Source organism: Burkholderia sp. Cy-637 (assembly GCF_011753175.1).
Lineage (GTDB): Bacteria > Pseudomonadota > Gammaproteobacteria > Burkholderiales > Burkholderiaceae > Burkholderia > Burkholderia gladioli.
In genome coordinates this window covers 1-25,260 of record NZ_VWWC01000010.1, presented here as the reverse complement: position 1 = coordinate 25,260, position 25,260 = coordinate 1, and the positions used below count along the sequence as shown (strand labels likewise).

General features: G+C 69.9%; 20 protein-coding genes. 8 read left to right on the top strand and 12 right to left on the bottom strand.

Translation table 11 applies throughout. From position 1 onward, the window contains the following. Positions 1 to 51 precede the first annotated feature (51 nt). The 3 genes from F3J10_RS05070 to F3J10_RS05060 all read right to left on the bottom strand — a co-directional run bounded on the left by F3J10_RS05070 (position 52) and on the right by F3J10_RS05060 (position 3,111). Entirely contained in the window at positions 52 to 1,362 is a 1,311-nt protein-coding gene (locus tag F3J10_RS05070) for an MFS transporter (protein WP_167241381.1), read from the bottom strand. A 41-nt stretch (positions 1,363 to 1,403) separates the two neighbouring features. Further along, the gene (locus F3J10_RS05065; protein WP_167241378.1) at positions 1,404 to 2,057 is read right to left on the bottom strand and encodes a DUF4286 family protein; all 654 of its coding nucleotides are present in this window, start codon (positions 2,055 to 2,057) and stop codon (positions 1,404 to 1,406) included. A gap of 97 nt (positions 2,058 to 2,154) precedes the next feature. Next, positions 2,155 to 3,111, bottom strand: coding sequence for a LysR family transcriptional regulator (locus F3J10_RS05060; protein ID WP_105827441.1), 957 nt, complete (start codon positions 3,109 to 3,111; stop codon positions 2,155 to 2,157). 302 nt (positions 3,112 to 3,413) lie between these two features. Here F3J10_RS05060 and F3J10_RS05055 point away from each other — a divergent pair, with 302 nt between their 5' ends. Further along, positions 3,414 to 4,679 carry a porin gene (locus tag F3J10_RS05055; RefSeq protein ID WP_240154668.1) on the top strand — a complete coding sequence of 422 codons (1,266 nt, stop codon included), beginning with the start codon at positions 3,414 to 3,416 and terminating at the stop codon, positions 4,677 to 4,679. Positions 4,680 to 4,766: 87 nt separating this feature from the next. Here F3J10_RS05055 and F3J10_RS05050 read toward each other — a convergent pair whose 3' ends face one another. From F3J10_RS05050 to F3J10_RS36165, 5 genes are all read right to left on the bottom strand, one after another. Continuing rightward, a complete protein-coding gene (locus F3J10_RS05050; RefSeq protein WP_025101647.1) occupies positions 4,767 to 6,068 on the bottom strand; it encodes an MFS transporter in 1,302 nt (433 codons plus the stop codon). A gap of 247 nt (positions 6,069 to 6,315) precedes the next feature. Then, positions 6,316 to 7,248, bottom strand: coding sequence for a 3-keto-5-aminohexanoate cleavage protein (locus F3J10_RS05045; RefSeq protein ID WP_025101646.1), 933 nt, complete (start codon positions 7,246 to 7,248; stop codon positions 6,316 to 6,318). Between the two features lie 60 nt (positions 7,249 to 7,308). Beyond that, entirely contained in the window at positions 7,309 to 8,106 is a 798-nt protein-coding gene (locus tag F3J10_RS05040; protein WP_025101645.1) for an SDR family oxidoreductase, read from the bottom strand. 97 nt (positions 8,107 to 8,203) lie between these two features. Then, positions 8,204 to 8,953 carry a GntR family transcriptional regulator gene (locus F3J10_RS05035; protein WP_167241376.1) on the bottom strand — a complete coding sequence of 250 codons (750 nt, stop codon included), beginning with the start codon at positions 8,951 to 8,953 and terminating at the stop codon, positions 8,204 to 8,206. Positions 8,954 to 9,284: 331 nt separating this feature from the next. Next, positions 9,285 to 9,437 (bottom strand): hypothetical protein, encoded by a 153-nt coding sequence (locus F3J10_RS36165; RefSeq protein WP_240155384.1) that lies wholly within the window; start codon positions 9,435 to 9,437, stop codon positions 9,285 to 9,287. Between F3J10_RS36165 and F3J10_RS05030 the strand changes: the two genes are divergently transcribed. The 5 genes from F3J10_RS05030 (at position 9,430) to F3J10_RS05010 (ending at position 17,971) form a co-directional block, all read left to right on the top strand. Continuing rightward, positions 9,430 to 10,653: a chloride channel protein gene (locus F3J10_RS05030; RefSeq protein ID WP_345791191.1), complete on the top strand. Its 1,224-nt coding sequence runs from the start codon at positions 9,430 to 9,432 to the stop codon at positions 10,651 to 10,653. The two genes, F3J10_RS36165 and F3J10_RS05030, sit on opposite strands and share 8 nt — an antisense overlap. Positions 10,654 to 11,043: 390 nt before the next feature. After that, positions 11,044 to 12,441 carry a cytochrome ubiquinol oxidase subunit I gene (locus tag F3J10_RS05025; protein ID WP_025101642.1) on the top strand — a complete coding sequence of 466 codons (1,398 nt, stop codon included), beginning with the start codon at positions 11,044 to 11,046 and terminating at the stop codon, positions 12,439 to 12,441. Positions 12,442 to 12,445: 4 nt separating this feature from the next. After that, positions 12,446 to 13,456 (top strand): cytochrome d ubiquinol oxidase subunit II, encoded by a 1,011-nt coding sequence (gene cydB, locus F3J10_RS05020; protein ID WP_025101641.1) that lies wholly within the window; start codon positions 12,446 to 12,448, stop codon positions 13,454 to 13,456. A 686-nt stretch (positions 13,457 to 14,142) separates the two neighbouring features. Next, the gene (locus tag F3J10_RS05015) at positions 14,143 to 16,674 is read left to right on the top strand and encodes a glucose/quinate/shikimate family membrane-bound PQQ-dependent dehydrogenase (RefSeq protein ID WP_167241374.1); all 2,532 of its coding nucleotides are present in this window, start codon (positions 14,143 to 14,145) and stop codon (positions 16,672 to 16,674) included. 217 nt (positions 16,675 to 16,891) lie between these two features. Further along, entirely contained in the window at positions 16,892 to 17,971 is a 1,080-nt protein-coding gene (locus F3J10_RS05010; RefSeq protein ID WP_167241371.1) for a porin, read from the top strand. A 10-nt stretch (positions 17,972 to 17,981) separates the two neighbouring features. On the opposite strand, the gene F3J10_RS05005 is transcribed toward F3J10_RS05010, so the two are convergent. After that, complete coding sequence (locus F3J10_RS05005; protein ID WP_166916234.1) at positions 17,982 to 18,986, bottom strand: LysR substrate-binding domain-containing protein; 1,005 nt, start codon at positions 18,984 to 18,986, stop codon at positions 17,982 to 17,984. A gap of 133 nt (positions 18,987 to 19,119) precedes the next feature. On the opposite strand from F3J10_RS05005, the gene F3J10_RS05000 reads away from it, so the two are divergent. After that, positions 19,120 to 20,334: an MFS transporter gene (locus F3J10_RS05000; RefSeq protein WP_167241369.1), complete on the top strand. Its 1,215-nt coding sequence runs from the start codon at positions 19,120 to 19,122 to the stop codon at positions 20,332 to 20,334. A 42-nt stretch (positions 20,335 to 20,376) separates the two neighbouring features. After that, a complete protein-coding gene (locus F3J10_RS04995) occupies positions 20,377 to 21,138 on the top strand; it encodes an SDR family oxidoreductase (RefSeq protein ID WP_167241366.1) in 762 nt (253 codons plus the stop codon). A gap of 90 nt (positions 21,139 to 21,228) precedes the next feature. On the opposite strand, the gene F3J10_RS04990 is transcribed toward F3J10_RS04995, so the two are convergent. The 3 genes from F3J10_RS04990 to F3J10_RS04980 form a co-directional block, all read right to left on the bottom strand. Continuing rightward, positions 21,229 to 21,651 carry a DUF3224 domain-containing protein gene (locus F3J10_RS04990; protein ID WP_025100522.1) on the bottom strand — a complete coding sequence of 141 codons (423 nt, stop codon included), beginning with the start codon at positions 21,649 to 21,651 and terminating at the stop codon, positions 21,229 to 21,231. 379 nt (positions 21,652 to 22,030) lie between these two features. Further along, positions 22,031 to 24,145, bottom strand: a complete 2,115-nt coding sequence (locus tag F3J10_RS04985; protein ID WP_167241364.1) for an HlyD family efflux transporter periplasmic adaptor subunit — start codon at positions 24,143 to 24,145, stop codon at positions 22,031 to 22,033. A gap of 19 nt (positions 24,146 to 24,164) precedes the next feature. Next, positions 24,165 to 25,260 (bottom strand): HlyD family efflux transporter periplasmic adaptor subunit (locus F3J10_RS04980; RefSeq protein WP_167241362.1); only part of this gene is annotated, 1,096 nt, incomplete at its 5' end.

Here is a 25,260-nt window from a genome sequence, read left to right as displayed (position 1 = left end):
CGCCGGCGGGGAGCGCGGCGGCTGCCGCGCGGGAGTTTCATGGGCGAGGCTTCAGTCCTCGAGCGCGCGATGCGCGGTCTCGCGCGCGGCGAGCAGGGCGATCGCGGTGACGACCAGCGCGCCGGTCACGTACAGCGAGACGGCGATCGTGGTGTGCCAGTTGCGGAACAGCGCGACGATGATCAGCGGCGCGAATCCGCCGCCGAGGATGCCGGCCAGCGTGTAGGCCAGCGAGGAGCCGGCGTAGCGCACGCGGGTCGGGAACTGCTCGGTGACGAAGGCGGCTTGCGGGCCGTACATCACGGCGTGGATCACCAGGCCGATCACCACCGCCAGCACGATCAGCCCCGGCTGCGAGGTGTTGACCAGCGAGAAGAACGCGAAGGCCCAGACGATCGCCGCCAGCACGCCGCCGAGATAGACGGGGCGCCGGCCGAAACGGTCCGACAGCGCGCCGAACAGCGGCACCGTCAGCGCGTTGCAGGCGGTGCCGCACAGCACGGCGGTGAGCGCCAGCGAACGCGACAGGTTCAGCACCGTGGTCACGTAGGTCAGCGTGAACACCACGATCAACGCATAGAGCACGTCCGAGCCGATCCGCGAGCCGCCGGCCACCAGCAGGCGGCGCCAGTGCTGGGAGAACACCTCGGCCACCGGCACCTTGGCGGTGTTGTGCGATTCGCTGAGCTTCTCGAAGGCCGGCGTCTCGCCCACGCTGCGGCGCACCCACAGCCCGAAGACCACCAGCAGCAGGCTGGCCAGGAAGGGCACGCGCCAGCCCCAGGCGAGGAACGCGTCGGAGGACACCGAGATGGTGATCAGCGCGATGAAGCCGGTGCCGAGCAGGGTGCCGAACGAGGGCCCGACCTGGGCCCAGGAGGCATTCAGGCCGCGCTTCTTCTGGTTGCCGTGCTCGACCGAGAGCAGCACCGCGCCGGCCCATTCGCCGCCCAGCGCGATGCCCTGCACGAAGCGCAGGCTCACCAGCAGGATCGGGCTCAGGATGCCGGCCGACTGGTAGGTGGGCAGCACGCCCATCAGCGCGGTGGTGATGCCCATCAGCAGCAGGGTCAGCATCAGCACGGCGCGCCGGCCGAGCTTGTCGCCGAGGTTGCCGAACACGAAGCCGCCCAGCGGCCGCGACACATAGCCGACCGCGTAGGTCGAGAAGGCCAGCAGGGTGCCGGCCAGCGGATCGACCGAGGGGAAGAACAGGTGGTTGAAGACCAGCGCGGCGAGCGTGTTGTAGACCGTGAAGTCGTACCACTCCAGCGAGGTGCCGATCATGCTCGCGGTGGCGAGGCGTCCGCGTCCGGCGCGCGGTTGCTCCAGCGTCGGTGACGTGCTGGCGAGAGCGTTCATCTTTTTCTCCATCAGGTGGGGCAGCGGTGGCACATCGGGTTTCAGGCCGCCAGGCGCCAGAGCAGGTCGAAGGCGCGCACGTTCGCGGCTTCGACGTCGGCGAGCGCGGCCAGGCGCGTGGCGAGGGCGTGCGCGGCGGCGGCCGAGCTGCCTTCGACCAGCACCAGCGCGTCGCCGAGCGCGGTGCCGGGTGCGCCGGCGCCGGTGGCGATCGGTGCCGACAGCGAGGCGTCGGTCGCGAACACGCGCACCGCGTGCACGCCCGGGGTGGCCTGCGCGGCGGCGCTGGCCGCCTCGCGCCAGGCGCCGCCGGTCAGCGCGGCAGGCGCGGCCACGAACAGCGCCAGCCGGCCGCCTTCGCCGGCACCGGCCGCGAATGCGAGCTCGCCGACGCGACGCTGGTTGTCGCGCATGCGCTCGAAACTGCGCAGCGACCACTCGGTCTGTTGCGCGAAGGCCTGGCGATAGGCCTCGCTGCGGAACACCTCGAGCGAGACGGTTTCATAAAGCGCCAGGTAGCGCCGCGTCGCGCCATCGCTGGCGAGGAAGCGCCGCGCATGGCTGAAGCCGGGGATCGCGACGCGCTCCTGCATGTGCTCGCGGTCGTACCACGCGTTGAAGTCGTCCTCGGTTCGAGGGTCGGTATCGGTCCAGATGCAAAGCTGGCCCGGCCGTTGCGTCGGCTGTTCGCTCATCGTGGCGTTCCTGCGTAAGGTTTCGGACAGGCGCAGTTTGGCGAGGGCGGGCCGGATCGGTCCAACAAGAAAAAAAATACGGACTGAACGGGTTTTCTTATCGCTTGCGGGCGCGCCGCGGCGCCGCCGGGCCGGCTTCGGCAGGCTGGGCCGGTTCGGGCGCGGGGCCGTGCTCGGCGATGAAGTCGCGCGCCGTCTCGGCCGCCAGCTCGGCGATCCGCGCCGACAGCGGGTGCGCCAGCCGGTGGCTGGCCACCAGCGGCATCGGCGTGAAGCGGCTGTCGGTATCGAGCACCAGCAGCGAAGCCTCGCGCAGCTCGCGCTCGATGATGGCCGGCGGCAGCGCGGCCACCCCGAAGCCGTCCACCACCAGGCGCACGATCGCCGCCACCGAGCTGATGCAGTTGATCCGCACCGGCCGCTCGACCGCGCGCGAGAATTCGCGCTCGATCGCCGTATGCGGGCCGGAATGCCGCGAGAAGCTGATCACCGGGTGCTCGGCCAACTGGCCCAGCGTGACGCCCTTGCCGCCCAGGCCCAGCGAGGGGCTGGCCACCCAGCGCATCGGGAATTCGCAGAGCGGTGCGTTGACGAATTCGCGATCGGCCAGCGTATCGGTATGAAGAATCAGGTCGACCGCATCGGCGCGCAGCCACTGCACCAGGTGGATGGTGGTATCGCTGGTGACCTCCACCTCGAGGCGCGGGAAACGCTCGCGGATGCGCGCCATCAGCGCCGGGAACCAGCTATGGACGATCGATTCGATCACGCCGAGGCGGATCAGGCCCGCGTCGGCATCGGTGTCCTCCACCTCGCGGCGCATCTCGTCGCCCAGGCGCACGATCCGCTCGGCATAACCGAGCATCTTGCGACCGGCCGGCGTAAGCGTGGCCGAGCGCGAGTTGCGGTCGAACAGGCGCACGTCGAAGCTCTCCTCGAGCGCGGCGATGCGGCTCGACACGGCGGCCTGCGTGGTGTGCAGCTTCTCGGCCGTGAGGCGGAAGTTCTGCAGGCGGGCCAGCCAGATGAAGGTCTCGAGGAAGCGGATGTTCATGATGCGGGTGGGGAGTCGCGGAATCGAGCCCGATGATAACGCGGCGCTTTTTTGAGAAGGAAGGCGCCCGCGCGGGCGACGACGGCCAGGCCGGGCCTGGGTCGCGGCGATAGCAAAAAGTGTTCGGCGCGAATTTATTTTCTTGTTGGAGCGAAGCGGGGCGGCTGGGCAACACTTCGGCATCCGAATGCGCGGTGCCCCGAACCGGCGTCGCGCCGCGGCCGGCCCGGCCCGACCCAGCGTCGAGGCGAGCCTGATCAATCGCAGTCCTGACGATACGAAACGGTTCAAGAGGAGCCAGCATGACCCCTTCGCGCTACCTGCGCCACGCGCGCGACGCACGCCATCCGCAATCCCTTCGCACCCGCGCCCGACGGCGACTTGCCTCGTCGCTGCGTTCGCCACTGGCTTCGGGCCTGGCCGCCGGCGTCGCCGGCCTGGCGCTCGGCGCCGCGGCCGGCCCGGCGCAGGCGCAATCGAGCGTGACCTTGTACGGCACCATCGACACGGCGATCGTCTACGCCAACAACGCGGGCGGCAAGCGCCAGTTCGAGATGAACAGCAGCAACGTGCTCGGCAACCGCTGGGGGCTGCGCGGCAGCGAGGATCTCGGCAACGGCCTGCGCGCCGTGTTCGACCTGGAGAACGGTTATTCGTCGACCACCGGCGGCTTCCAGCAGGGCGGCGACCTGTTCGGCCGACAGGCCTGGGTGGGGCTCGCCTCGCAGCGCGCCGGCACGCTGACGGCGGGCCGTCAATACGACGCCGTGGTCGATTTCATCGGGCCCTTCATCGCCGGCACGCAATGGGCGACCTACCTCGGCGGCCACCCGGGCGACCTCGACAACACCAACAACGACTACCGCTCGAACAACTCGGTGAAGTACACCACGCCGACTTATCGTGGCCTGCGCGCCAGCGGCCTATACAGCTTCGGCGGCACGCCGGGGCAGTTCGGGCGCAATTCGATCTGGTCGCTCGGGGTGGGCTACACGGGCGGGCCGATCGTGCTCGGCGCGGCCTACGTGCACGTCAAGGACCCGAACTTCTCCTACTTCGGCAACAACTCGAGCTCGAGCGCCACCGGCAGCAACATGGCGGCGAGCCGCGTCTATTCGGGTTACGCCTCGGCCGGCGACGAGCAGATCGTGGCGGTCGGCGGCACCTACACGGCGGGGCCGGCGATCATCGGCGCGGTCTATACCAACACGCGCTTCGGCGAACTGGGCGCGCATGCGAGCCTGGACCCGCTCGGCTATCGCGGCTCGGCCAGCTTCCACAACGCCGAGCTGAACCTGCGCTACTACCTCACGCCGGTCTGGCTGCTCGGCGCGGCTTACGACTACACGCGCGGCTACGGCGTCAACCACGTGACCTACCAGCAGGGCGACCTGGGCATCACCTACATCCTCTCCAAGCGCACCCAGCTCTACCTGGTCGGCCTCTACCAGCACGCGTCGGGCACCGATTCGAGCGGGCAGGCTGCGGTGGCCAACATCAACGGGCTGAGCGCCTCGTCGACGCCGAACCAGGTTTCGGTATTGGCGGGCATCACGCATCGGTTCTGAGCGGCTCGCATCACGCAAAAAGGCCATCGCGAAGACTCGCGATGGCCTTTTGTTTCGTTTCGATTCGACGAGCCTGCCGCGCGATGCTTATTCCCCGCCGTGCCTCAACCTGAGCGCGACCACCGCCGCGATCGCCAGCGCCACGGCCAGCAGGGTGAGGCCGTTCTTCGCGTCGCCGGTGGCCTGCTCGATCGCGCCCACCACGGTGGGCCCGACGAAGCCGCCGAGCAGGCCGCAGGTATTGACCAGCCCCAGCCCGCCCGCCAGCGCATTGCCGGACAAGCGCGAGGCCGGGAAGGTGAAGATGATGGCCTGCACCACGAAGAACATCGCGGCGGCCACGCACACGCTGAGCAGGGCCAGCCCCGGCGAGGCATGGGCGGCGCTGACCAGGCCCGCGGCCATCACCAGCAGCCCCGCGCAGAGCAGCGAGCGCGAGCGCTTCGAGTCGCGCGCCAGGCGCGGCAGCGTCGAGGCGCCGAGCGCGGCGGCCACCCAGGGCATCGCGCTCAGCAGCCCGACCGCGAACGACGAGAACTGCCCCGAGGCCGAGATGATGCCGGGCAGGAAGAAGATCATCGTGTAGATCGTCAACTGGTGGCAGAAGTAGACGAAGATCGCCAGCCAGATCTGCGGATCGCGTACCGCCAGCCCGAACGAATGGCCGCCGTGCGAGGCGCTGCCGGCCTGCTGCTCGGCCGCCAGCGAGCGCTCCAGCGCGCGGCCCGTCTCGGCGTCGAGCCAGGGCGCGCTGCTGGGCCGGTCGGGCAGCTTGCGCCAGACCACGAAGGCCAGCAGCACGGCCGGAACCCCCTCGATCGCGAACAGCCATTGCCAGCCGTGCAAGCCGAAGGCGCCGTCGAGTTCGAGCAGCGCGCCGGCCAGCGGCCCGCCGACGATGTTCGCCACGCACACGCCGAGCAGGAAATAGCCGGTCGCGCGGGCCCGCTCCTCGCGGCCGAACCAGTAGGTCAGGTACAGCATCACGCCCGGGAACAGGCCGGCCTCGGCCGCGCCGAGCAGCAGGCGCATCAGGTAGAACGAGGTTTCGCCGCGCACGAAGGCCATCGCGATCGACAGCAGCCCCCAGGTGATCATGATGCGGGTGATCCAGAAGCGCGCGCCGACGCGGTGCAGCACCAGGTTGCTGGGAATCTCCAGCACCGCGTAGGTCAGGAAGAACAGGCCGGCGCCCAGGCCGTAGGCGGCCGAGGAAATGCCGAGATCGACGCTCATCGCGTGCTTGGCGAAGGCGATGTTGGTGCGGTCGAGGAAGCTGATGACGTAGGCGACGATCAGGATCGGCATCAGCTTGCGGAACAGCAGCCGGTTCAGCGCGACGCGGGCATCGCCGTCGACGGCGGACAGGGTGGCGGGTTGGGACGACATCGAATGGACTCCATCGGCAACAGTCCGGCGCGCGCCGCAAGCCGGGCGCACCGCGAGGTTCGGACGACAGGCGGGGGCGCCCGGCGCGTGCTCGCGCCGCGCCGGCCCGGCTTGCCGTGCGCTCCCTTCATCTCATGGAGCCCGGCCTTGCTCGGGGCGGCGCGCGCGACGGCGTGCCAGGGGCGCGGAGCCCGCGCTTGCTTGTCGGTCGTGCGTCAATACAGGAACGATTGCTTGTGGCTTCGGTTCAGAACCTGACCGCGTCGGGCCCCTTCAGGCCGAGCATCGCGCGGGCCTCGGCGGGCGTGGCGATCTCCAGCGATAGCCCTTCCAGCACCTGGCGCATCTTCAGCACCTGGGCGGCGCTCGATTCGGCCAGCTTGCCGGGGCCGATCCAGAGCGAATCCTCGAGCCCGACGCGCACGTTCGCGCCCTGCGCGGCGCCGATCGTGGCCAGCGGGATCTGGTTGCGGCCCGCGCCGAGGATCGACCAGACGTAGTCCGCGCCGAACAGCCGGTCGGCGGTGCGCCGCATGTGCATCAGGTCCTCGGGATGCGCGCCGATCCCGCCGAGCAGCCCGAACACGCTCTGCACGAAGAACGGCGGCTTGGCCAGTCCGCGATCGACGAAGTGCGCGAGGTTGTAGAGATGCGAGATGTCGTAGCACTCGAATTCGAAGCGCGTGCCGTTCGCGCCGCAACTGGTGAGGATGGTCTCGATGTCGGCGAAGGTGTTCTTGAACACCAGGTCGCGACTGTTCGCGAGATGCTCGCGTTCCCAGTCGTGCTTCAGCTCGGGGAAGCGCTCCAGCATCGGGTAGAGGCCGAAGTTCATCGAGCCCATGTTCAGCGAGGCGATCTCGGGCTGGAAGTGATGCGCGGGGCGCAGCCGCTCGGCGATCGTCATGTGCGGGCTGCCGCCCGAGGTCAGGTTGATCACGGCATCGCAGCGCGCCTTGATGCGCGGCAGGAACTCCGCGAACACGGCCGGGTCCTGGGTCGGCTTGCCGTCGGAAGGGTTGCGCGCGTGCAGGTGCAGGATCGCGGCGCCGGCCTCGGCGGCCGCGACCGCGGCGTCCTCTATCTCGCGCGGCGTGACGGGCAGGTAGGGCGACATCGACGGCGTGTGGATCGCGCCGGTCGGGGCGCAGGTGATGATGACTTTGCGGGCGGAGGCCATGTGGGTTCCTCGTGAAGCGTGGATTCGGATCGAGCGGGAGGGCGGGGCGCGTGGGTGGGCTCAGAGCACCTCGACGTTGCCGCACACGGAGATCGCCTGCCCCGAGATGCCATGGCCGCCCGGCGAGCAGAGGAACAGCGCGGTGGCGGCGATTTCCTCGGGGTCGGTCATGCGGCGCAGCGAGATCTTCTCCAGGTAGCGCGCCTCCATCTCCTCGTAGGCGAGGCCGAGCTGCTTCGCGCGCGCCTCGATCACGCCGCGCATGCGCGGGCCGCGCACGATGCCGGGCTGGATCGCGTTGACGCGGATGCCGGTCGGCCCGAGCTCGATCGCGAGGCTCTTGACCAGGCCGACGATCGCCCACTTGGTGGCCGCGTAGGGCGTGCGGAACGCGTAGCCGAGCCGCCCGGCCACCGAGGACAGCGCGATGATCGAGCCGCCTTGCGGCGAGGCGCGCAGCAGCGGCACCGCGCGCCGCGCGAAACGGTATTGCGCGTCGAGGTTGATCGAGATGGTGCGTTGCCAGTCGCCCGGGTCGATCTCGTCGATGCCGCCGGTCGGCCCGGCGATGCCGGCGTTGTTGACCAGCACGTCGAGCCCGCCCAGCGTTCGGCCGAGGTCCTCGAACACGCGCTCGATCGCGGCCGGGTCGGCCACGTCGGCCAGCGTGGCGCCGTGCACGGGTTTGCCCGCGCGCTCGCCGAGCGCGGCGATGGCCGCCTCGGAGGCGTCGCAGACATGCACGCGCGCGCCGGCCTCGGCGAACGCGTCGGCGATCATCAGGCCGATGCCGGAGGCGCCGCCCGTGACGAGCACGCGCAGGCCGGGGAAGGGTTTGAGCAAATCGAGGATGGCCATGCCGGTTTGTCTCCTGTTTCGTTCTACTGAGAGTCGTGCTTGCAAGCGCGCCCTGGTGGGCCGCGCTTTCCGTGTTGCCGTGCCGCCCGTGCGTGGTTCAGGCGCGCGCCGGCTTGAGTCGTGCCGCTGCTTCCTTGTTCGCGGGCTCGGCGCCATCCTCGGCGTCCCGCGCCGTGCCTAGCGTGGTCGCCAGGTCGTGCGCGGCGCCGTCGATGTCGAGCGCGATGCCCGCCTTCGCGCCGGCGCCGTCGCCGCGCGCGATCGCCTCGACGATCGCGCGATGCGCCACCATCGAGCGGCGCATATGCGGGATGTCGGGCGCCACCATGTTCAGGAACGGGCCGATCCGCATCCACAGGTTCTCGATGATCGCCAGCGTGCTCTCGCTCGCGCCGTGCCGGTAGATCGCGCGGTGGAAGGCGAAGTTGGCGCGCAGGTATTCGCGCGTGTCGCCGGCCTCGGCGTGCGTGTGCATGGTCTCGCAGAGCGCGCGGACCTCGGCCACCTGCGCCTGGTTCATGCGGGCGGTGGCACGCGCGGCCACGCAGCCCTCCAGGGCGATGCGCACGTCGCGCAGCTCGTCGAGCATCTCGACCGTCATCGGCGGCACCACCAGGGCGCGGTTCGGGCCGTCCACCAGCGCGCGCTCGGCGGCCAGCCGGGTGAGCGCGGCGCGCACCGGCATGGTGGACGAGCCGACCGCCTCGGCCACGCCGCGCAGGCTCAGCGCCTGGCCCGGCGCGAAGCGGCCGCTCATCAGCGCCTCGCGCAGTTGCTGGTAGACCTTGTCGGCCATCGTTTCGGATTCGACGAGCTGCAGGGCGGGCGGGGTGATGCGCGGTGACAAGGCGGTGGGCTCCGGGTTTGATGTGTGATCACACTGGAATGGAATGCAGTGTTGTCGATTCGCGTGGGCGAGTCAAGACTAGCGCGCTCAGGGAAAACGCGGGGGCGCCGGCATGTCGCGGGGAGCGGGGCAGGTGCATGATCGAGGCGGGCGCGGGGCGGTTGGGATCGCGCTCGGGATCGCTGGCGGACCGGATCAACGTCGGCCATGCGCGATGTGAATGAATCAAGTAGAAAAATCCATTTGTCTCATGAGTTTTCGCTCACTAGGATGTCGCCATGGCGGGCCCACGTGGTCCGCGCCTTCCTGACTCGCAGGCTCATTCCAAGACTCACCCACCACCGCCCATCATGTCCTCGCCGACCACTCCCTCCACCGCCCAGGCCGTCGTGCCGCCCCAGCCGGCCGCGCCCGCTTCGGCCACGGCCGCCGCCACCGCGACATCGTCCCAGGCCGCCAGCCGCCCGCTCGCGAGGCTGGCCATGGTCACCGTGCTGACGGGGATCGGCGCCGGCATCGGCGGCATGCTGCTGGCGCTGCTGCTGCACGAGATCCAGCATCTCGCCTATGGCTACAGCGTCGGCCAGGTGATCAGCGAGGAGAGCTTCCTGCACGGCGTGAGCGCGGCCTCGCCGCTGCGCCGGGTGCTGGTGATGACCGGCTGCGGGCTGGTGGCCGGCTTCGGCTGGTGGGCGCTGTACCGCTGGGGCAAGCCGCTGGTCAGCATCAAGCGAGCCGTGAAGGCCGCCGACCCGCGCATGCCGATCCTCAGCACCACCGTCCACGCGCTGCTGCAGATCGTGACGGTGGCGCTCGGCTCGCCGCTCGGCCGCGAGGTGGCGCCGCGCGAGATCGGCTCGCTGTGGGCCGGCTGGATCGCGCATCGGGCCGGGCTGTCGGCGGCCGACCAGCGCCTGATGGTGGCCTGCGGGGCCGGCGCCGGCCTGGCCGCCGTCTACAACGTGCCGCTGGGCGGCGCCGTGTTCGTGCTGGAGGTGCTGCTCGGCAGCTTCGGCTGGTCGGCCGCGGTGCCGGCCCTGGCCAGCTCGGCGATCGCCGCCGTGGTGGCCTGGATCGGCCTGGGCAACGAGCACCAGTACACGGTCGCGCCGCTCGCCATCGACGCCTCGCTGGTGGTGTGGTCGGCGCTCTGCGGGCCGGTGTTCGGGGTGGCCGCCTACGGCTTCACGCGCCTGACCACGGCCGCGCGGGCCAGCGCGCCGCGCGACTGGCGGCTGCCGGCGCTGTCGGTGCTCAATTTCGCGATCATCGGCGGCCTGTCGATCGCCTTGCCGGCCCTGCTCGGCAACGGCAAGGGGCCGGCCTCGCTGGGCTTCGACAGCGCCCTGACGATCGGCATGGCCGCCGTGCTGCTGGTGGCCAAGGTGGCGATCGAGTGGGGCAGCCTGCGGGCCGGCGCCGAGGGCGGCCTGCTCACGCCGGGCCTGGCCAACGGCGCGCTGCTCGCGATCGTGCTGGGCGGTCTCTGGCATGTCGTGTGGCCCGGCACGGCGCCCGGCGCGTTCGCCATCGTCGGTGCCGCCGCCTTCCTGTCCGCCTCGATGCAGATGCCGCTGACCGCGATCGTGCTGGTTGTCGAATTTACCCGCGTCGGCCACGATTTCCTGGTGCCGGTGCTGATCGCGGTGGCCGGTTCGATCGCCGCGTTCCGGCTGGTCTCGACGCGCGCGCGGGGCTGAGCGGCGCGCCGGGCGCGTTGCCCGGCATGGGTCGAAGCACGACATGAGCCGGCGCCGTCTCGCGCCGGCTTTTCCTTTCTTACAGGCACGAAGCCTGCCGCGCTCGATACCGCTGGAACGATTCACGGCGAATGCGCGCGGCGTTCGCCGAATCGGCGGCCTTTACCTTTGCCGAGGATGGTTTATTGTTGATGCGTGCCGGCCGCCGTCGCGCGCCCGGCATGGTGGATTCGTCCGGCATGCACCGCGTCGCCACCCAGTCATGTTTCTCGGGCATCATGCCGGCTTGGTTCAATCGATGCGCGAGCAACCATCGACGTGCCGCCGGCGAAGCGGGCCGTCGATGCCCGTCCCGCGCGTCACCCGCAAGCCCAAGGCAGGAGAGGCCGCATGGAGATCTTCGACGCATTGCATCTGGCGCGCCTGCAGTTCGCGTTCACGGTGTCGTTCCACATCGTGTTCCCGGCGATCAGCATCGGCATGGCCAGCTTCCTCGCGGTGCTCGAAGGCATGTGGCTCAAGACCGGCGATTCGTCCTACAAGGACATGTTCCTGTTCTGGTCGAAGATCTTCGCGGTCGGCTTCGGCATGGGCGTGATCTCGGGCGTGGTGATGGCCTACGAGATCGGCACCAACTGGGGCGGCTTCTCGCGCATCGCCGGCAGCGTGACCGGCCCGCTGCTGACCTACGAGGTGCTGACCGCCTTCTTCCTCGAGGCCGGCTTCCTCGGCGTGATGCTGTTCGGCTGGCAGCGCGTGAGCCCGCGCGCGCATTACTTCGCCACGCTGATGGTCGCGCTCGGCACCCTGATCTCCACCTTCTGGATCCTCGCCTCCAACAGCTTCATGCAGACCCCGCAGGGTTTCGGCATCGAGAACGGGCGGCTGGTGCCGGTCGACTGGTGGAAGATCATCTTCAATCCCTCGTTCCCGTATCGCCTGTTCCACATGACAATCGCGGCCTTCATCGTGGCCGGCTTCCTGGTGGCCGCCTGCAGCGCCTGGCACCTGCTCAAGGGGCGGCGCGACGCGGCCGTCACGCGCAGCTTCTCGATGGCGCTGTGGCTGCTGCTGCCGCTGGTGCCGCTGCAGATCGCGATCGGCGACGCGCACGGCCTGAACACGCGCGAATACCAGCCGGCCAAGATCGCGGCGATCGAGGGCATCTGGGAGACCGAGCACGGCGGCACCGCGCTGAACCTGGTGGGCCTGCCCGACATGGACGCCGAGGTCACGCGCTACGCGATCCAGCTCCCGCACCTGGGCAGCCTGATCCTCACCCACAGCTGGGACGGCGAGATCCGCGGCCTCAAGACCTTCCCGCGCGAGGACCGCCCCTATTCGCCGATCATCTTCTGGACCTTCCGCGTGATGGCCGGGCTCGGCTTCCTGATGCTGTTCGCGGTGCTGCTGGGCTGCTGGCTGCGGCGCGGCGCGCGGCTCTACGATTCGCGCGTGTTCCAGCGCTTCATGCTGTGGATGGGCCCGTCGGGCATCGTCGCGCTGCTGGCCGGCTGGATCACCACCGAGGTGGGCCGCCAGCCCTGGACCGTCTACGGCGTGCTGCGCACCGAGCATTCGGTCTCGCCGCTGAGCGGCCAGCAGGTCGGCGTGACCCTGCTGCTGTTCGTGATCGTCTATTTCCTGGTGTTCGGCACGGGGGTCTACTACATGCTCAAGCTGATGCGAAAGGGCCCCTCGATCGGCCATGACGAAGGCCAGGCCGCCCATCCGGTGCTGCAGAACCGGGCGCTGTCGCGCCCCCACGACGCGATCGACGAGGAGTGACGCGATGAGCCTCTATCTTCCCGTGCTGTGGGCCTTCATCGTCGGGCTCGGCGTGTTCCTCTACGTGATGCTCGACGGTTTCGACCTCGGCCTCGGCCTGCTGTTTCCGTTCTTCGACGCGCGCAGCGAGCGGCAGGTGATGCTCAACACCGTCGCGCCCGTGTGGGACGGCAACGAAACCTTCCTGGTGCTGGGCGGCGCGGTGTTGTACGGCGCCTTCCCGGTGGCCTATGCCACGCTGCTGCCGGCCAACTACCTGCCGCTGGTGCTGATGGTGATCGGCCTGATCTTCCGCGGCGCGGCCTTCGAGTTGCGCGCCAAGGCACGGCGTACCCAGAACCTCTGGGACCTGGCCTTCATCGGCGGCTCGATGCTGGCCACCTTCTGCCAGGGCGTGGTGCTCGGCTCGCTGCTGCAGGGCACCACCATCGTCAACGGCGCGTTCGCCGGCGACCCGTTCGGCTGGCTCTCGCCGTTCAGCGTGTTCTGCGGCTTCTGCCTGCTGATCACCTACGCCACGCTCGGCTGCGGCTGGCTGATCTGGAAGACCGACGGCGCGCTGCGGGAGAAGGCGTATTTCCTGATGAAGCCGCTGTGCCTGATCCTGCTCGGCGCGATCTTCCTGGTCAGCGCCTGGACCGTGATCGGGCTGCCGTCGGTGGCCGAGCGCTGGTTCGGCGGCGGCCGGCTGATCGTGTTCTCGCCGGTGCCGATCCTGGTGCTGGCCTGCGCCACCGGCATCCTGCGCGCGGTGAACCATCGCCGTCGCGACCTGCAACCCTTCGTGCTGACGCTGGCGATCCTGTTCCTCGGCTACACGGGCCTCGCGATCAGCATCTGGCCCAACCTGGTGCCGCCTTCGCTGTCGATCTGGGACGCGTCCTCGCCGGCCGAGAGCCAGTGGTTCATCCTGGTCGGCACGGTGATCGTGCTGCCGATCATCCTGGTCTACAACTTCATGCAGTACCGCGTATTCCACGGCAAGGTCCGCGAGGGCGACGCCGGGTATCACTGAGCGCGGGCACGCGCCTTGCCCCGCCCTGGAGCGAGGCTCCGGCGAGCCGGACGATTGCATCCGGGACGGCGTTCTATCGCATCGTTTGTTGCGCGATTCGCGCACGCCGCTTGAAGATCGCGATGGCCCGCCAGGCCCGCGAACGTGCAGTCCGATGGAAAAAAAGATATATTTGCGACCCTAAACGAAACGAGCCGAATGTTTCAGAAGTCTTTCATGCCGTGATGGTTCGCGCCTGAGATGCGCCCCGTCGCGGCATTCGATGTGCATGCCATGCATTCACGTGACGGGAAGGACATGACAGCCAGGCAAACCGGGTGGGCGTTTCTTCGGGCAGTCGGGCCTCGCGCCGCGTCAAGCGCGCAGCGGGCCGGGCTCCCGCCGACATGATGCACGCGCCGTCGTCGCAGCGATTCGAATTCGCGCGGCCGGACGCGTCGCACGCTTCGTGGTGTGTTCCCAGAATCCTGCCGTGCCGCACGCGCGTGATCGCGCCTGCGTGCGCGGTCTTTCGTATTGCGCCCGTGGCCGCCGGAAGCTCGGCGGCGCGGGTGCTGGCGTCGCGCGGGCAGGCCGTCCCGCGCGACGCGAATCCGTAGCGCCATAACAAAACAAGGATGGAGGATGACCTGCGTGTCTCGCGCACGCAGTCTGTTGATAACCGTCTCAAACAAAAGGTTGGGATCATGACAAAACAATCCTCGTCGCTCGGAGTCGTCGGCGGGCTGACATTGCTGTTCGCCGTGCTGGCCGGGCTGTACCTGCTGGTCGGCGGCGCGTGGCTGGTCGCCATCGGCGGCTCGGCGTACTACGTGGTCGCCGGCATCGTGCTGCTGGTCTTCGCCTGGCTGGTGCGCGGCCGCCGCGCCGTCGCGCTGACGCTCTACGCGCTGCTGCTGGTGGGCACCGCGATCTGGGCCGTCGGCGAATCCGGTTTCGATTTCTGGGCCCTCGCGCCGCGCTCCGGCGTGCTGGTCATCTTCGGCGTCTGGCTGCTGGTGCTGGTCACGCGCAAGCTCAACGGCGCCCGCGCCGCCAACGGCTGGGCCTTGGCGATCTCGCTGGTGATCTGGGGCGGCGTGCTGTTCTACGCGAACTTCAACGATCCGCAGGAACTGAACGGCACCCTCGCGGCGCAGACGCCCGCGCAGACCTCGCCGATCCCCGGCATCGCCGACGCCGACTGGCCGGCCTATGGCCGCACCCAGGACGGCACGCGCTACTCGCCGCTCAAGCAGATCACGCCCGATAACGTGAAGAACCTGCAGGTGGCCTGGACCTTCCGCACCGGCGACATGAAAGGCCCGAACGATCCGGGCGAGATCACCAGCGAGGTCACGCCGATCAAGATCGGCAACCTGCTGTACCTCTGCTCGCCGCACCAGATCCTGTTCGCGCTCGACGCCGCCTCGGGCAAGCTCGCGTGGAAGTTCGACCCGGGCCTGAAGGCCGATCCGTCGTTCCAGCACGTGACCTGCCGCGGCGTGTCCTACGTCGACCTGTCGGCTTCCGCGCAAGGCGACGCCGCCAGCGCGGCACCGGCCGCCGATACGGCTGCCGCCGCGTCCGCCGCCTCGGGTGCCGCCGCCGCTAACGCGGCCACCGACGCCGCCAGCGCCACCGACGCGGCTGCCGCCGCCAGCGCCCCGGCCGCGCCGGCGCCGATCACGGCCGATGCCGCCACCGGTGCCGCCTGCGCGCGCCGCATCTACCTGCCGGTCAACGACGGCCACCTGTATGCGCTCGACGCGCAGACCGGCCAGCGCTGCGCCGACTTCGGCAACAACGGCGACCTGGACCTCCAGCATCTGCAGCCGGTCACCACGCCGGGCATGTACGAGCCGACCTCGCCGCCGATCGTCACCGACAAGGTGATCGTGGTGGCCGGCTCGGTCGAGGACAACTTCTCGACGCGCGAGCCTTCCGGCGTGATCCGCGGCTTCGACGTGCGCACCGGCAAGCTGCTGTGGGCATTCGATCCGGGCGCGAAGGACCCGAACCACATCCCGGGCCCGGGCGAGCACTACACCTGGAACTCGCCGAACTCGTGGGCGCCGGCCGCCTACGACGCCAAGCTCGACATCGTCTACCTGCCGATGGGCGTGACCACCCCCGACATCTGGGGCGGCCATCGCACGCCGGAGCAGGAGCGCTACGCGAGCGGCCTGCTGGCGCTGCATGCCTCGACCGGCAAGCTGGCCTGGTTCTACCAGACCGCCCACCACGATCTGTGGGACATGGACCAGCCCTCGCAGCCGACCCTGGCCGACATCACCGACAAGAACGGCAACAAGGTGCCGGTGGTCTACGCGCCGGCCAAGACCGGCAACATCTTCGTGCTCGACCGCCGTACCGGCGCCACCGTGGTGCCGGCGCCCGAACTGCCGGTGCCGCAAGGCGCCGCCAAGGGCGACCATCTCTCGCCGACGCAGCCGTTCTCGGACCTGACCTTCCGTCCGAAGAAGAACCTGACGGACGCGGACATGTGGGGCGCGACGATGTTCGACCAACTGGTCTGCCGCGTGATGTTCCACCGCCTGCGTTACGAAGGCACCTTCACGCCGCCGTCGGAGCAGGGCACGCTGGTGTTCCCGGGCAACCTGGGCATGTTCGAGTGGGGCGGCATCGCCGTCGACACCGACCGCCAGATCGCCATCGCCAACCCGATCGCGCTGCCCTTCGTGTCGCGCCTGATCCCGCGCGGCCCGGGCAACCCGATGGAACCGGAACCGGGCGCCAAGGGCAGCGGCACCGAATCCGGCATCCAGCCGCAGTACGGCGTGCCGTTCGGCGTGACGCTCAACCCGTTCCTCTCGCCGTTCGGCCTGCCGTGCAAGCAGCCGGCCTGGGGCTACGTGTCGGCGATCGACCTGAAGACCAACGAGATCGTCTGGAAGCGCCGCATCGGCACGGTCCGCGACAGCTCGCCGATCCCGCTGCCGTTCCGGATGGGCATGCCGATGCTGGGCGGCCCGGCCACCACGGCGGGCGGCGTGTTCTTCATCGGCGCCACCGCGGACAACTACATCCGCGGCTACGACACCAACAACGGCAAGCTGCTGTGGGAACAGCGCCTGCCGGCCGGCGGCCAGGCCACGCCGATGACCTACGAGGTCAACGGCCGCCAGTACGTGGTGATCGCCGCGGGCGGCCATGGCTCGTTCGGCACCAAGCTCGGCGACTACGTGATCGCCTACGCGCTGCCGGACGGCAAGTAATCCGGCAGGCGAGGGCGCGGCGCGCGATGCAGCACAGCGCGCCGCGCCCGATCCGATGCGCCGGCGGGAAAGGGCTCCTGGATGGGGGCCATGTCCCGCCGGCGTTTTTCGTGGCTGGCTGTTTTTCGGCCGGCCGCGTATCCACGGGCATCGACTCGATGCGCCGGCGTCGCCCGTGGATACGCGTGTCGGCGAAGTCTCTTTCCCTCCTTCGCTCATGCGTGATGAATCCGTTGCGCGCGCAAGCTTCGGCGCGCGTCGTCTCGCGCTGCCGTTGCGGGCAGCCCGGCAGCTTGCCTTGGCCGCCTTGTGCGGCGGAGCCGCCGCGCCCGCCTTCGCGCAGGGCTCGGTCACGCTCTATGGCGTGATCGACACCAGCATCGAGCTGACCAATCCCGGCTCGGGCTGGGTGCCGCGGCTCGATTCGGGCGCCTATCGCGGCTCGCGGATCGGGCTGCGTGGCGACGAGCCGATCGGCGGCGGCATGCGCATCCTGTTCGACCTGGAAAGCGGCTTCGGCTCCAACGACGGCACGCTCTCGACCGCGGGCACGCTGTTCAACCGGCAGGCCTGGGTGGGGCTCGGCGCGCCCTGGGGCGAGATTCGCGTGGGCCGGCAGTATTCGCCGATCTACATCCCGTTCAAAGGGCAGATCGATGCCTTCGGGGCAGGCACCATCGCATCCGGGCTCAACAACCTCTCGAAGATCACGCCCTACGAGAGCAATGCGATCACCTACCTGTCGCCCGATTTCCATGGCTTCTCGAGCACGCTGATGGTGTCGATGCGCGACCCGTCGGCGGGCGGCGCGAACGGCCTGGGCGGCACCATCGCGACCTTCGCCTATCGCCGCGGGCCGTTCCGGATCGCCTTCGCGCACCAGCAGACCAACGATTCGGGCGCGCTGCGCTCGAACCTCGGCGGCGTGTCCTACACGCTGGGCCGCGTGACGGGTTTCGTCTCGGTGTTCAACGGCGACGGCGGCGGCACGCCCCGTTATCACGACGACGGCGCGGCCGTGTCGCTGCGCTACGCGGCGACGTCGAGGCTGCGCGCCATGCTCGGTTACGCCTACCTGCGCGATCGCTCGGGCGCCGGCAACGATGCCGACCAGTTCAGCGCGATGGGGGAATATGACCTGTCGCGGCGCCTGCTGCTGTACGCGAGCGCGGGCTGGCTGCGCAATCGCGGCAAGGCCAGCTTCACGCTGCGCGGCGTGAACGTGACGGGCCTGCCGCCGGCTTATCCGGGCGCGATGGTGAAGGGCGTGCAGATCGGCATGATCGAGCGCTTCTGAACCTGGTGGCTCAGGCGCGCCGCGCCGGCTTTCGCTTGCCCGCCGTCTTGCGGGCCGCCTTGGCGGCGGATTCGACACGCGGCGGCTCGCCCGAATGCTGGGCCGCCGCCACGATCCAGTTCCTGAACGCCTTGACGGCGGCGTCCCCGATGCGATCGGTATTCACCACCAGGGTGTAGTCGGGGCCGCGCCACACGGGTTCCGGGATCGGGCAGACCAGGCGCCCGGTCGCCATCTCGCGCTCGATCAGCGGCAGCGAGGCCAGGGTCACGCCGAGGCCTTCGGTGGCCGCGCCCAGTTGCAGGAACACGTGATCGAAGTGCTGGTGGCGCATGCCCTGCAGCCCCGGCGCGCCGGCTTCCCTCATCCAGTCCGACCAGGCCGTGCGCGTGCTGGAGGAGTGCAGCAGGGTGTGCTGGCGCAGGTCGGCGACGCCGCGGATCGGCTGGCTTTGCAGCAGCGCCGGGCTGCAGGCGGGCAGGCGCAGGTCGGGCATCAGGCTCAATGAGGTGAGGCCGGCGGCATGCTCCGGGCCCGAGCGCACGCCGATGTCGAAGGCGTCGCCCACGTAGCGCAGGCGGCGCGAGGTGGTGGAGAGCCGGACCTCGATCTCCGGGTAGCGGGCCTGGAAATCGGCCAGGCGCGGGATCAGCCAGCACAGCGCGAAGCTCGCCAGCGCGTTGACGCGCACCAGGCCGGTGATGCGGCGCGTGATGGATTCATGGCGCAGCCGCGTGACCGAGCTGCTCAGCCGCGCGAAGGCGCCGTTGACGTCGCCGAGCAGCGCCGCGCCCTCGTCGGTCGGCACCACGCCGCGCGGGCGGCGCTCGAACAGCGGCACGCCGAACCAGTCCTCCAGCAGGCGGATCTGCTTGCCGACCGCCCAGTGCGTGACGTGCAGCTCGGTGGCCGCCGCCGCGAAACTGCCCAGCCGCGCGACCGCCTCGAAGTGCCGCAAGGCATTCAGCGGGGGCAGCTTGTCCGCGTCCTTCTCGATGCGCTCGTTCATGTCCATACGTGACTTTTTCTCCCGGCTGGCGCAATTTTACGTCAGTTGTGGCACCTGCCGGGCGAACCTAGACTAGGGCATTCCGAAACCGAACCTCGAGCAGCCGCCAGGGCCTGCCTTGCCGCGATCCGGCCGATCCATGAGACTTTTTTCCTTTTCCTCCCCGAGCGCCGACGTATCCGGCGGCCCCGAGCAAGCCGGCCCCGTCTCGCGCAAGCGGGTACTTTGGCTCTCCTGCACGGCGCATGCGCTGCACGACGGCTACACCGACATGATCTACGCCCTGCTGCCGGTCTGGCAGGCGGATTTCGGCCTCAACTACGGCGCGCTGGCGATCCTGCGCGGCATCTATGCCGGCACCATGGCGACCCTGCAGTTGCCGGCGGGGCGCATCGCCGCCATGCTCGGCACGCGCGCCACGCTGGTGCTCGGCACCTTGCTGGCCGCGCTCGGCTACGCCTTCGCCGGCATGTCGGGCAGCCTGCTGGGCCTGTGCGTGGCGCTGGCCATCTCCGGGAGCGGCTCGAGCACCCAGCATCCGCTGGCCTCGGGCGCCGTCTCGCGCGTGTATGGGCGCCAGGCGCGCGGGCCGCTCAGCATCTACAACTTCTCGGGCGACCTGGGGAAATCCGCGCTGCCGGCGGCCATCTCGCTGCTGATCACCTTCATGCCGTGGCGCCATGCCTTGTGGGCGATGTCGGCGCTCGGCATGGTGGTGGCGCTGGTGATCGCGCTGTGGCTGCCGAACGTGCCGCGTGACGCGGCCCCCGCCGACGAGGCGTCGAGCCGTCACGCGGAGGGCTCCGGCTCGGGCTTCTCGCTGCTGTTCACGATCGGCATGCTCGACACGGCGGTGCGCATGGGGCTGCTGACCTTCCTGCCGTTCCTGATGAAGGCCAAGGGTATCTCGACGCCGATGATGGGCACCGCGCTCGCGCTGGTGTTCATCGGCGGCGCCGCCGGCAAGTTCGTGTGCGGCTGGCTCGGCGAGCGCATGGGCGTGATCGGCACGGTGCTGTCCACCGAAGGCGGCACGGCGCTGCTGATCCTGGCCGTGATCTACCTGCCGCTGGCGCCCGCCATGATCCTGCTGCCGCTGCTCGGGGCGATGCTCAACGGCACCTCGTCGGTGCTGTATGGCACGGTGCCCGAGCTGACCACGGTCGAGCGCACCGAGCGGGCCTTCGCGATCTTCTATACCGGCATCATCGCGGCGGGCGCGCTGGCGCCGGTCGGCTACGGCTTCCTGGGCGACCGGATCGGCGTGGTCGGCGCGACCATCGCGACGGCCGCCACCGCGCTGGCCATCTTCCCGCTGGCCTTGGCGCTGCGGCCGCATCTGCGCGCGGCTTGATACCGCCGGGCACGATTTCATCCTCTTCCGGAGTTTCACCACATGAATACGGATTCGCAGATCCCGTTGATCCTGATAACGGGGGGCGGCCGCGGCGTGGGCGCGGCCACCGCGCGGCTCGCCGCCGGGCAGGGCTACGACGTGGCGATCAGCTTCGTCTCCGACGAGGCGGCCGCGCGGGCGGTGGCCGCCGATGTCGAGGCGGCGGGGCGCCGGGCCCTGGCGATGCGCGCCGACAGCGCCGATCCCGGGCAGGTCGTCAGCTTGTTCGACGCGATCGACCAGGAATTCGGCCGCCTCGACGTGCTGGTGAACAATGCCGCGATCATCGCGCGGCAGTCGCGGCTGGAGGATCTGGGCTTCGAGCGGATGCAGCGGATCTTCGCGGTCAACGCAATCGGGCCGATGCTGTGCGCGCAGCAGGCGGTGAAGCGGATGTCGACCCGGCACGGCGGCCGCGGCGGCGCGGTGGTCAACGTGTCGTCGGCTTCGGCGCGGCTTGGCAGTCCGAACGAATATGTCGATTACGCCGCGTCGAAGGGCGCGCTGGAGACGTTCACCACCGGGCTCGCCAAGGAAGTGGCGCGGGAAGGCATTCGCGTGAACTGCGTGCGCCCGGGGCATATCTACACCGACATGCATGCCAGCGGCGGCGAGCCGGGGCGCGTGGATCGCGTCAAGGACTCGATCCCGATGGGGCGGGGCGGGCAGCCCGAGGAGGTGGCGAGGGCGATCCTGTGGCTGGCCGGCGCGGAAGCCTCGTTCGTCACGGGGACGTTTCTCGATGCCACGGGCGGCAAGTAGGTGGTAAGGGCCTGTTGTGGTGATTGTCCACACCCCGCCGCCTGGGGAGCGTCAAGCGTTGCCGCCGGGCTTGGCCTCAGGATCGGGTCGTCAGGCCATCCAATACGTCAGCGTGTAATCGTGCCTCCCGGCTTCGCGCCGGATCTGCAACTGCCCCTTGATCCCCGCCAGCTCGCCGGTTCCGGAGCCGGGCACGATGCCGATCCGCAGGAACTCGCTGCCCGCATCCATCTCGCCGAGATGGGCCAGCGCGAATCCGCCGGATCGGCCATCCAGGGTGCCTTCGAAGGACTCGATCGCCACGTAGCCGGCCTTGGCCTGTTGCGGCTGTCCGGCGCTCAGCATTTCTCCGAGCGAGTGGCCTGCCAGGCCGCCGTGGTAGGTCTTCTCGATCGCGTGACGGCCGATGGCGGACGCGCCGGGCGCAACGGCGACCGGCTCGGGGGGCGAGATCTTCACGTCGAATCCGCCGGTGGCGACGGACGAGGGCGAGTCGGAAGGAGCAAGATTCACGGGATGCCTCACAAGGGGATGCGATGGATCGCGGCCATCCGGGATCGCCGGATCGGAAGCGAGCCAGGCCTGATGATCGACGAAAAGGCCTGCCCGGTATTGCCGTCTTGAACGCCGGGCAAGACCGCCTATGCTGTCTGGGGCGGCTTACGGAATCCGAATCATGGGGCGAGCGACGAAGACAATGATCGCGACCGTATTGGTCATTTGTGTGATGTGCATCGTCGTCGGCATCCGCGATTTCAGATGGCTGGGCGTCGATCTCTCGTTTGCCGGCGATCCGATCCTGCCTCATTGGAGAAGCTTCGCGAGCGGGAAGCGATGAACGATCGGACGTTGATGCGCATCTGAGTTGCCTACGCCTCGTCTCGCCAGCCCCTCAAAACCCCACCTCCCGCTGCAACACCGCCGCCACGAACCGAACCCCGTTCCCCGCCAGGCTCTCGCGCCCCGCGCCGAGCTGCACCGTCCCCGGTACCTCCCGCCCGATCCCCGGATCGCCGTCGCAAGCGGCGAAGCGAACCTGCCAGGTCGCCTGCAGCGGCACGATCTGGCGCGTCTTCATATCCTGCTCGGCCGGAATCGGCCCGCCATAGACGCTCGCCACGGTCGGCTCGTCGAGCGTGGCGACATTGACCTTGTCGATCGCGTCGATCCGGCAGCGTCGCGCCGCGAGCTCCGGCAGGTTCGCCACGAAGCTGGCCGACTGCCCGGCCTTGAGCCGCGCGATATCGTCCTCGCCGACATAGGCATCGCCCTTCACGCCGCCGGGCGCGACCAGGTCGTAGAGCCGCTCGCCGCGCGGCAGCCAGGTGCCGGGCGCCTGCGCGTCGTCGTTGGCCTGCACGGTGCCGTCGAAGGGCGCGCGAATCGTCAGTTGCGCGATCTCGGCGCGCAGCCCGTCCACGGTCTGGCGCGAGGCATCCCAGCGTCGCGCCAGCGCCGTGCCTTGCTTCTGCAGGCGATCGTCGAAGGACTGCTGGTCGACCTCCCAATGCAGTTGCGTCTCCTCGGCGGCCGCGGCGGCCAGCTTCGCCTCCAGGTCCGGCGAGACCAGCACCGCCAGCGTGTCGCCCGCGCGCACGCGCTGGCCGTCGCGCGCCGGCGGCGGCGTCTCGGCCAGGTAACCGGCCGCGACGGTGTACAGCCCCTGCGCGCGCTGCGGGCCAAGCACGGCCGGCGCGCTCACGCCGGCATGCCAGGGCAGCACCAGGAAGGCCAGCAGCGCGCCGCCGAGCAGCGCGCTGCGCCGGGTCTCGCGGCGCCAGTGCAACTCGTCGCGGCGCTGCCAGCAGACCTGCGCCTCGCGCCAGACCGGCCGCGCGATGAACCAGCCGAACTCCACGCAGAACAGCAGCATGCCCAGCAGCTTGAAGAAGGCGTGATAGACGATCAGCGCGATCGACATGAACACCACCACGCGATAGAGCCAGGTGGCGAACGAGAACGCGATCAGGAAGCGCCGCCGCTGCGTGCTGCAGGGCTCGGGCTGCGGGTCGCCCAGGCCGAACAGCCATTCGCGCAGCCACCAGCGGCCCAGCGCGAAGGCGCGGTCGTGCAGGTTCGGCATGTCCAGCCAGTCCGACAGCAGGAAGTAGCCGTCGAAGCGCATGAAGGGGCTGGCGTTGATGCCGAGCGTGGCCACCCAGGTGGTGGTGGCCAGCAGGAACGCGCCGGCGCGCAGCGGGCCGTCGGGCAGCACGGTCCAGGCCAGGGTGGCGAAGGCGGCCAGCGCGATCTCGCTGAGCATGCCGGCCGCGCCGATGCGCAGCCGGTCGCGTCGCGCTGGCACTTTCCAGGCCTCGGTGGTATCGGTATAGAGCACCGGCACCATCACCAGCAGGGCCACGCCCATGGTCGGCACGCGGCAGCCGTGGCGCTGGGCCGTGTAGGCATGGCCGAACTCGTGCAACACCTTGGCGAAACCCAGCGCGATGCCCACCCCCACCAGGCCGCGCCAGTCGGCATAACCGTGGAAGGTGTGCAGGAACTCGTCCCAGCGCCGCGAGACCAGGAACAGCCCGAGCAGCGCCACGCCGGCCACCAGGTACCAGAACGCCGGGCGGAACGCGAAGGCGACATGGCGGGCGGTGGCGCGCAGGAAGGGCATCGGGTGCCACAGCGGGATCCGCACCATCAGGTAGTGCTTGAGCAGCCACATGCCGCGCGAGGTATGGTGCGCGGCTTCGTGCTGCTCCAGCCGCGCGGTGTCGGCGGCCGAGTTCGAGACCAGCAGGTTCTGGTGGCGCAGCAGGCGCAGCAGCGCGTCCAGGTCGTCGAGCGTCACCGTCAGCGTGGTATCGCGGTTGACGGCCTCGACCATCGCGCGCGGATCGTCGAGCGGCCAGCGCGACAGCAGCTCGAAGGCGGGCCAGCCGAGCTGGAAGAAGCGGTTCGCGGCGGGATCGTGCAGCATCCAGGTGGGCGCGCCCTCGGGCGTCGCGGCACCGGGCGAGAGCGTCAGTTCCTGGCGCAGTTGCGGAAGTCGTGGCATGGAGCGCGGGCGCCGGCAATCACCAGCCGAGCCACTGGCGAGCCAGTGTCAGCGGACGGCGCAATACGTAGTAGATCGACGGCACCCAGCCGCCGCGAATCCGCGCGGTGCCCATCGCGCCGAGCGGTGCGCGGGCCTCGCCGGCATCGAGCGTGGCGCGCACGCGATAGGCCAGCACGCCCTCGGGCGTGGGCTCGGCGCGCCAGGCCACCGAGTCGATGCGCGCGTCGTAGCTCGACAGCGGCGAACTCTTCGGATAGAGCGTGAGCGACATGCCGGGCTTGACGTCGATGTTGTCGGCCACCGGCAGCCAGGCGGTCACCTCCACGTGGGCCGGGTCGGCCAGCACCAGGATCTTCTCGCCGACGGCCACCGCCTTGCCGGTCCACTCGTTCGGATCGCTGAAGATCGCCACGCCGGCGCGCTGCGCGTTGACGCTCACGCGCGCGAGCTGGCGTGCCGTGTAGTCGAGCTCGACGCGGCTCTGGTCGAGCTTGCCCTGGCGCTCGGCCATGTCCAGCCGGGTCTTGTCGTCGGTGACGGCGAGCTGGGCGGTCTGCCGGTATTCCTCCTGGGCGGTGTCGTAGTCCTTGCGGGCCAGCGCGTAGCGCGACTGCAGCGTGGTGGCGTCCAGGCCGAGCAGGGGCGTGCCGCGCTGCACCGGCTGGTTCGGCTGCACGTAGAGGCGGTCGATCACGCCGTCGAGCGGCGCGCGCACCACGAACGGGTCCTTCGGCGTGACCTCGGCGGGCGCCAGCACGGTCAGCCGCACGGGGATCAGGCACAGCACCGCCAGACCGATCAGCACGCGGCGCTGCTGGCGGCCGGGCCGCAGCAGGGCGCGCGCGCGTTCCTGCCACGAGGCGCGCGGCGCGAAGGATTCGAAGGCATGCGCCCAGACCTGGCCGAGTTCGGTCAGCAGGGCCGAGTCGGTGGCGCTCCAGGCTTCCTCGCGGGCGAACACCACGCCGCCCACCGCGTGCCCGCCGCGATCGGTCAGCGGCAGCCAGGCGCCGTGCGCCGGCCACCAGGCGCTCCATTCCTCGGCCACGTGCGGCGCGCCGGCCTGCAGGTCGGCGGCCGTGAAGGCCCGCACCTGCAGGCCGGCGCGCCGA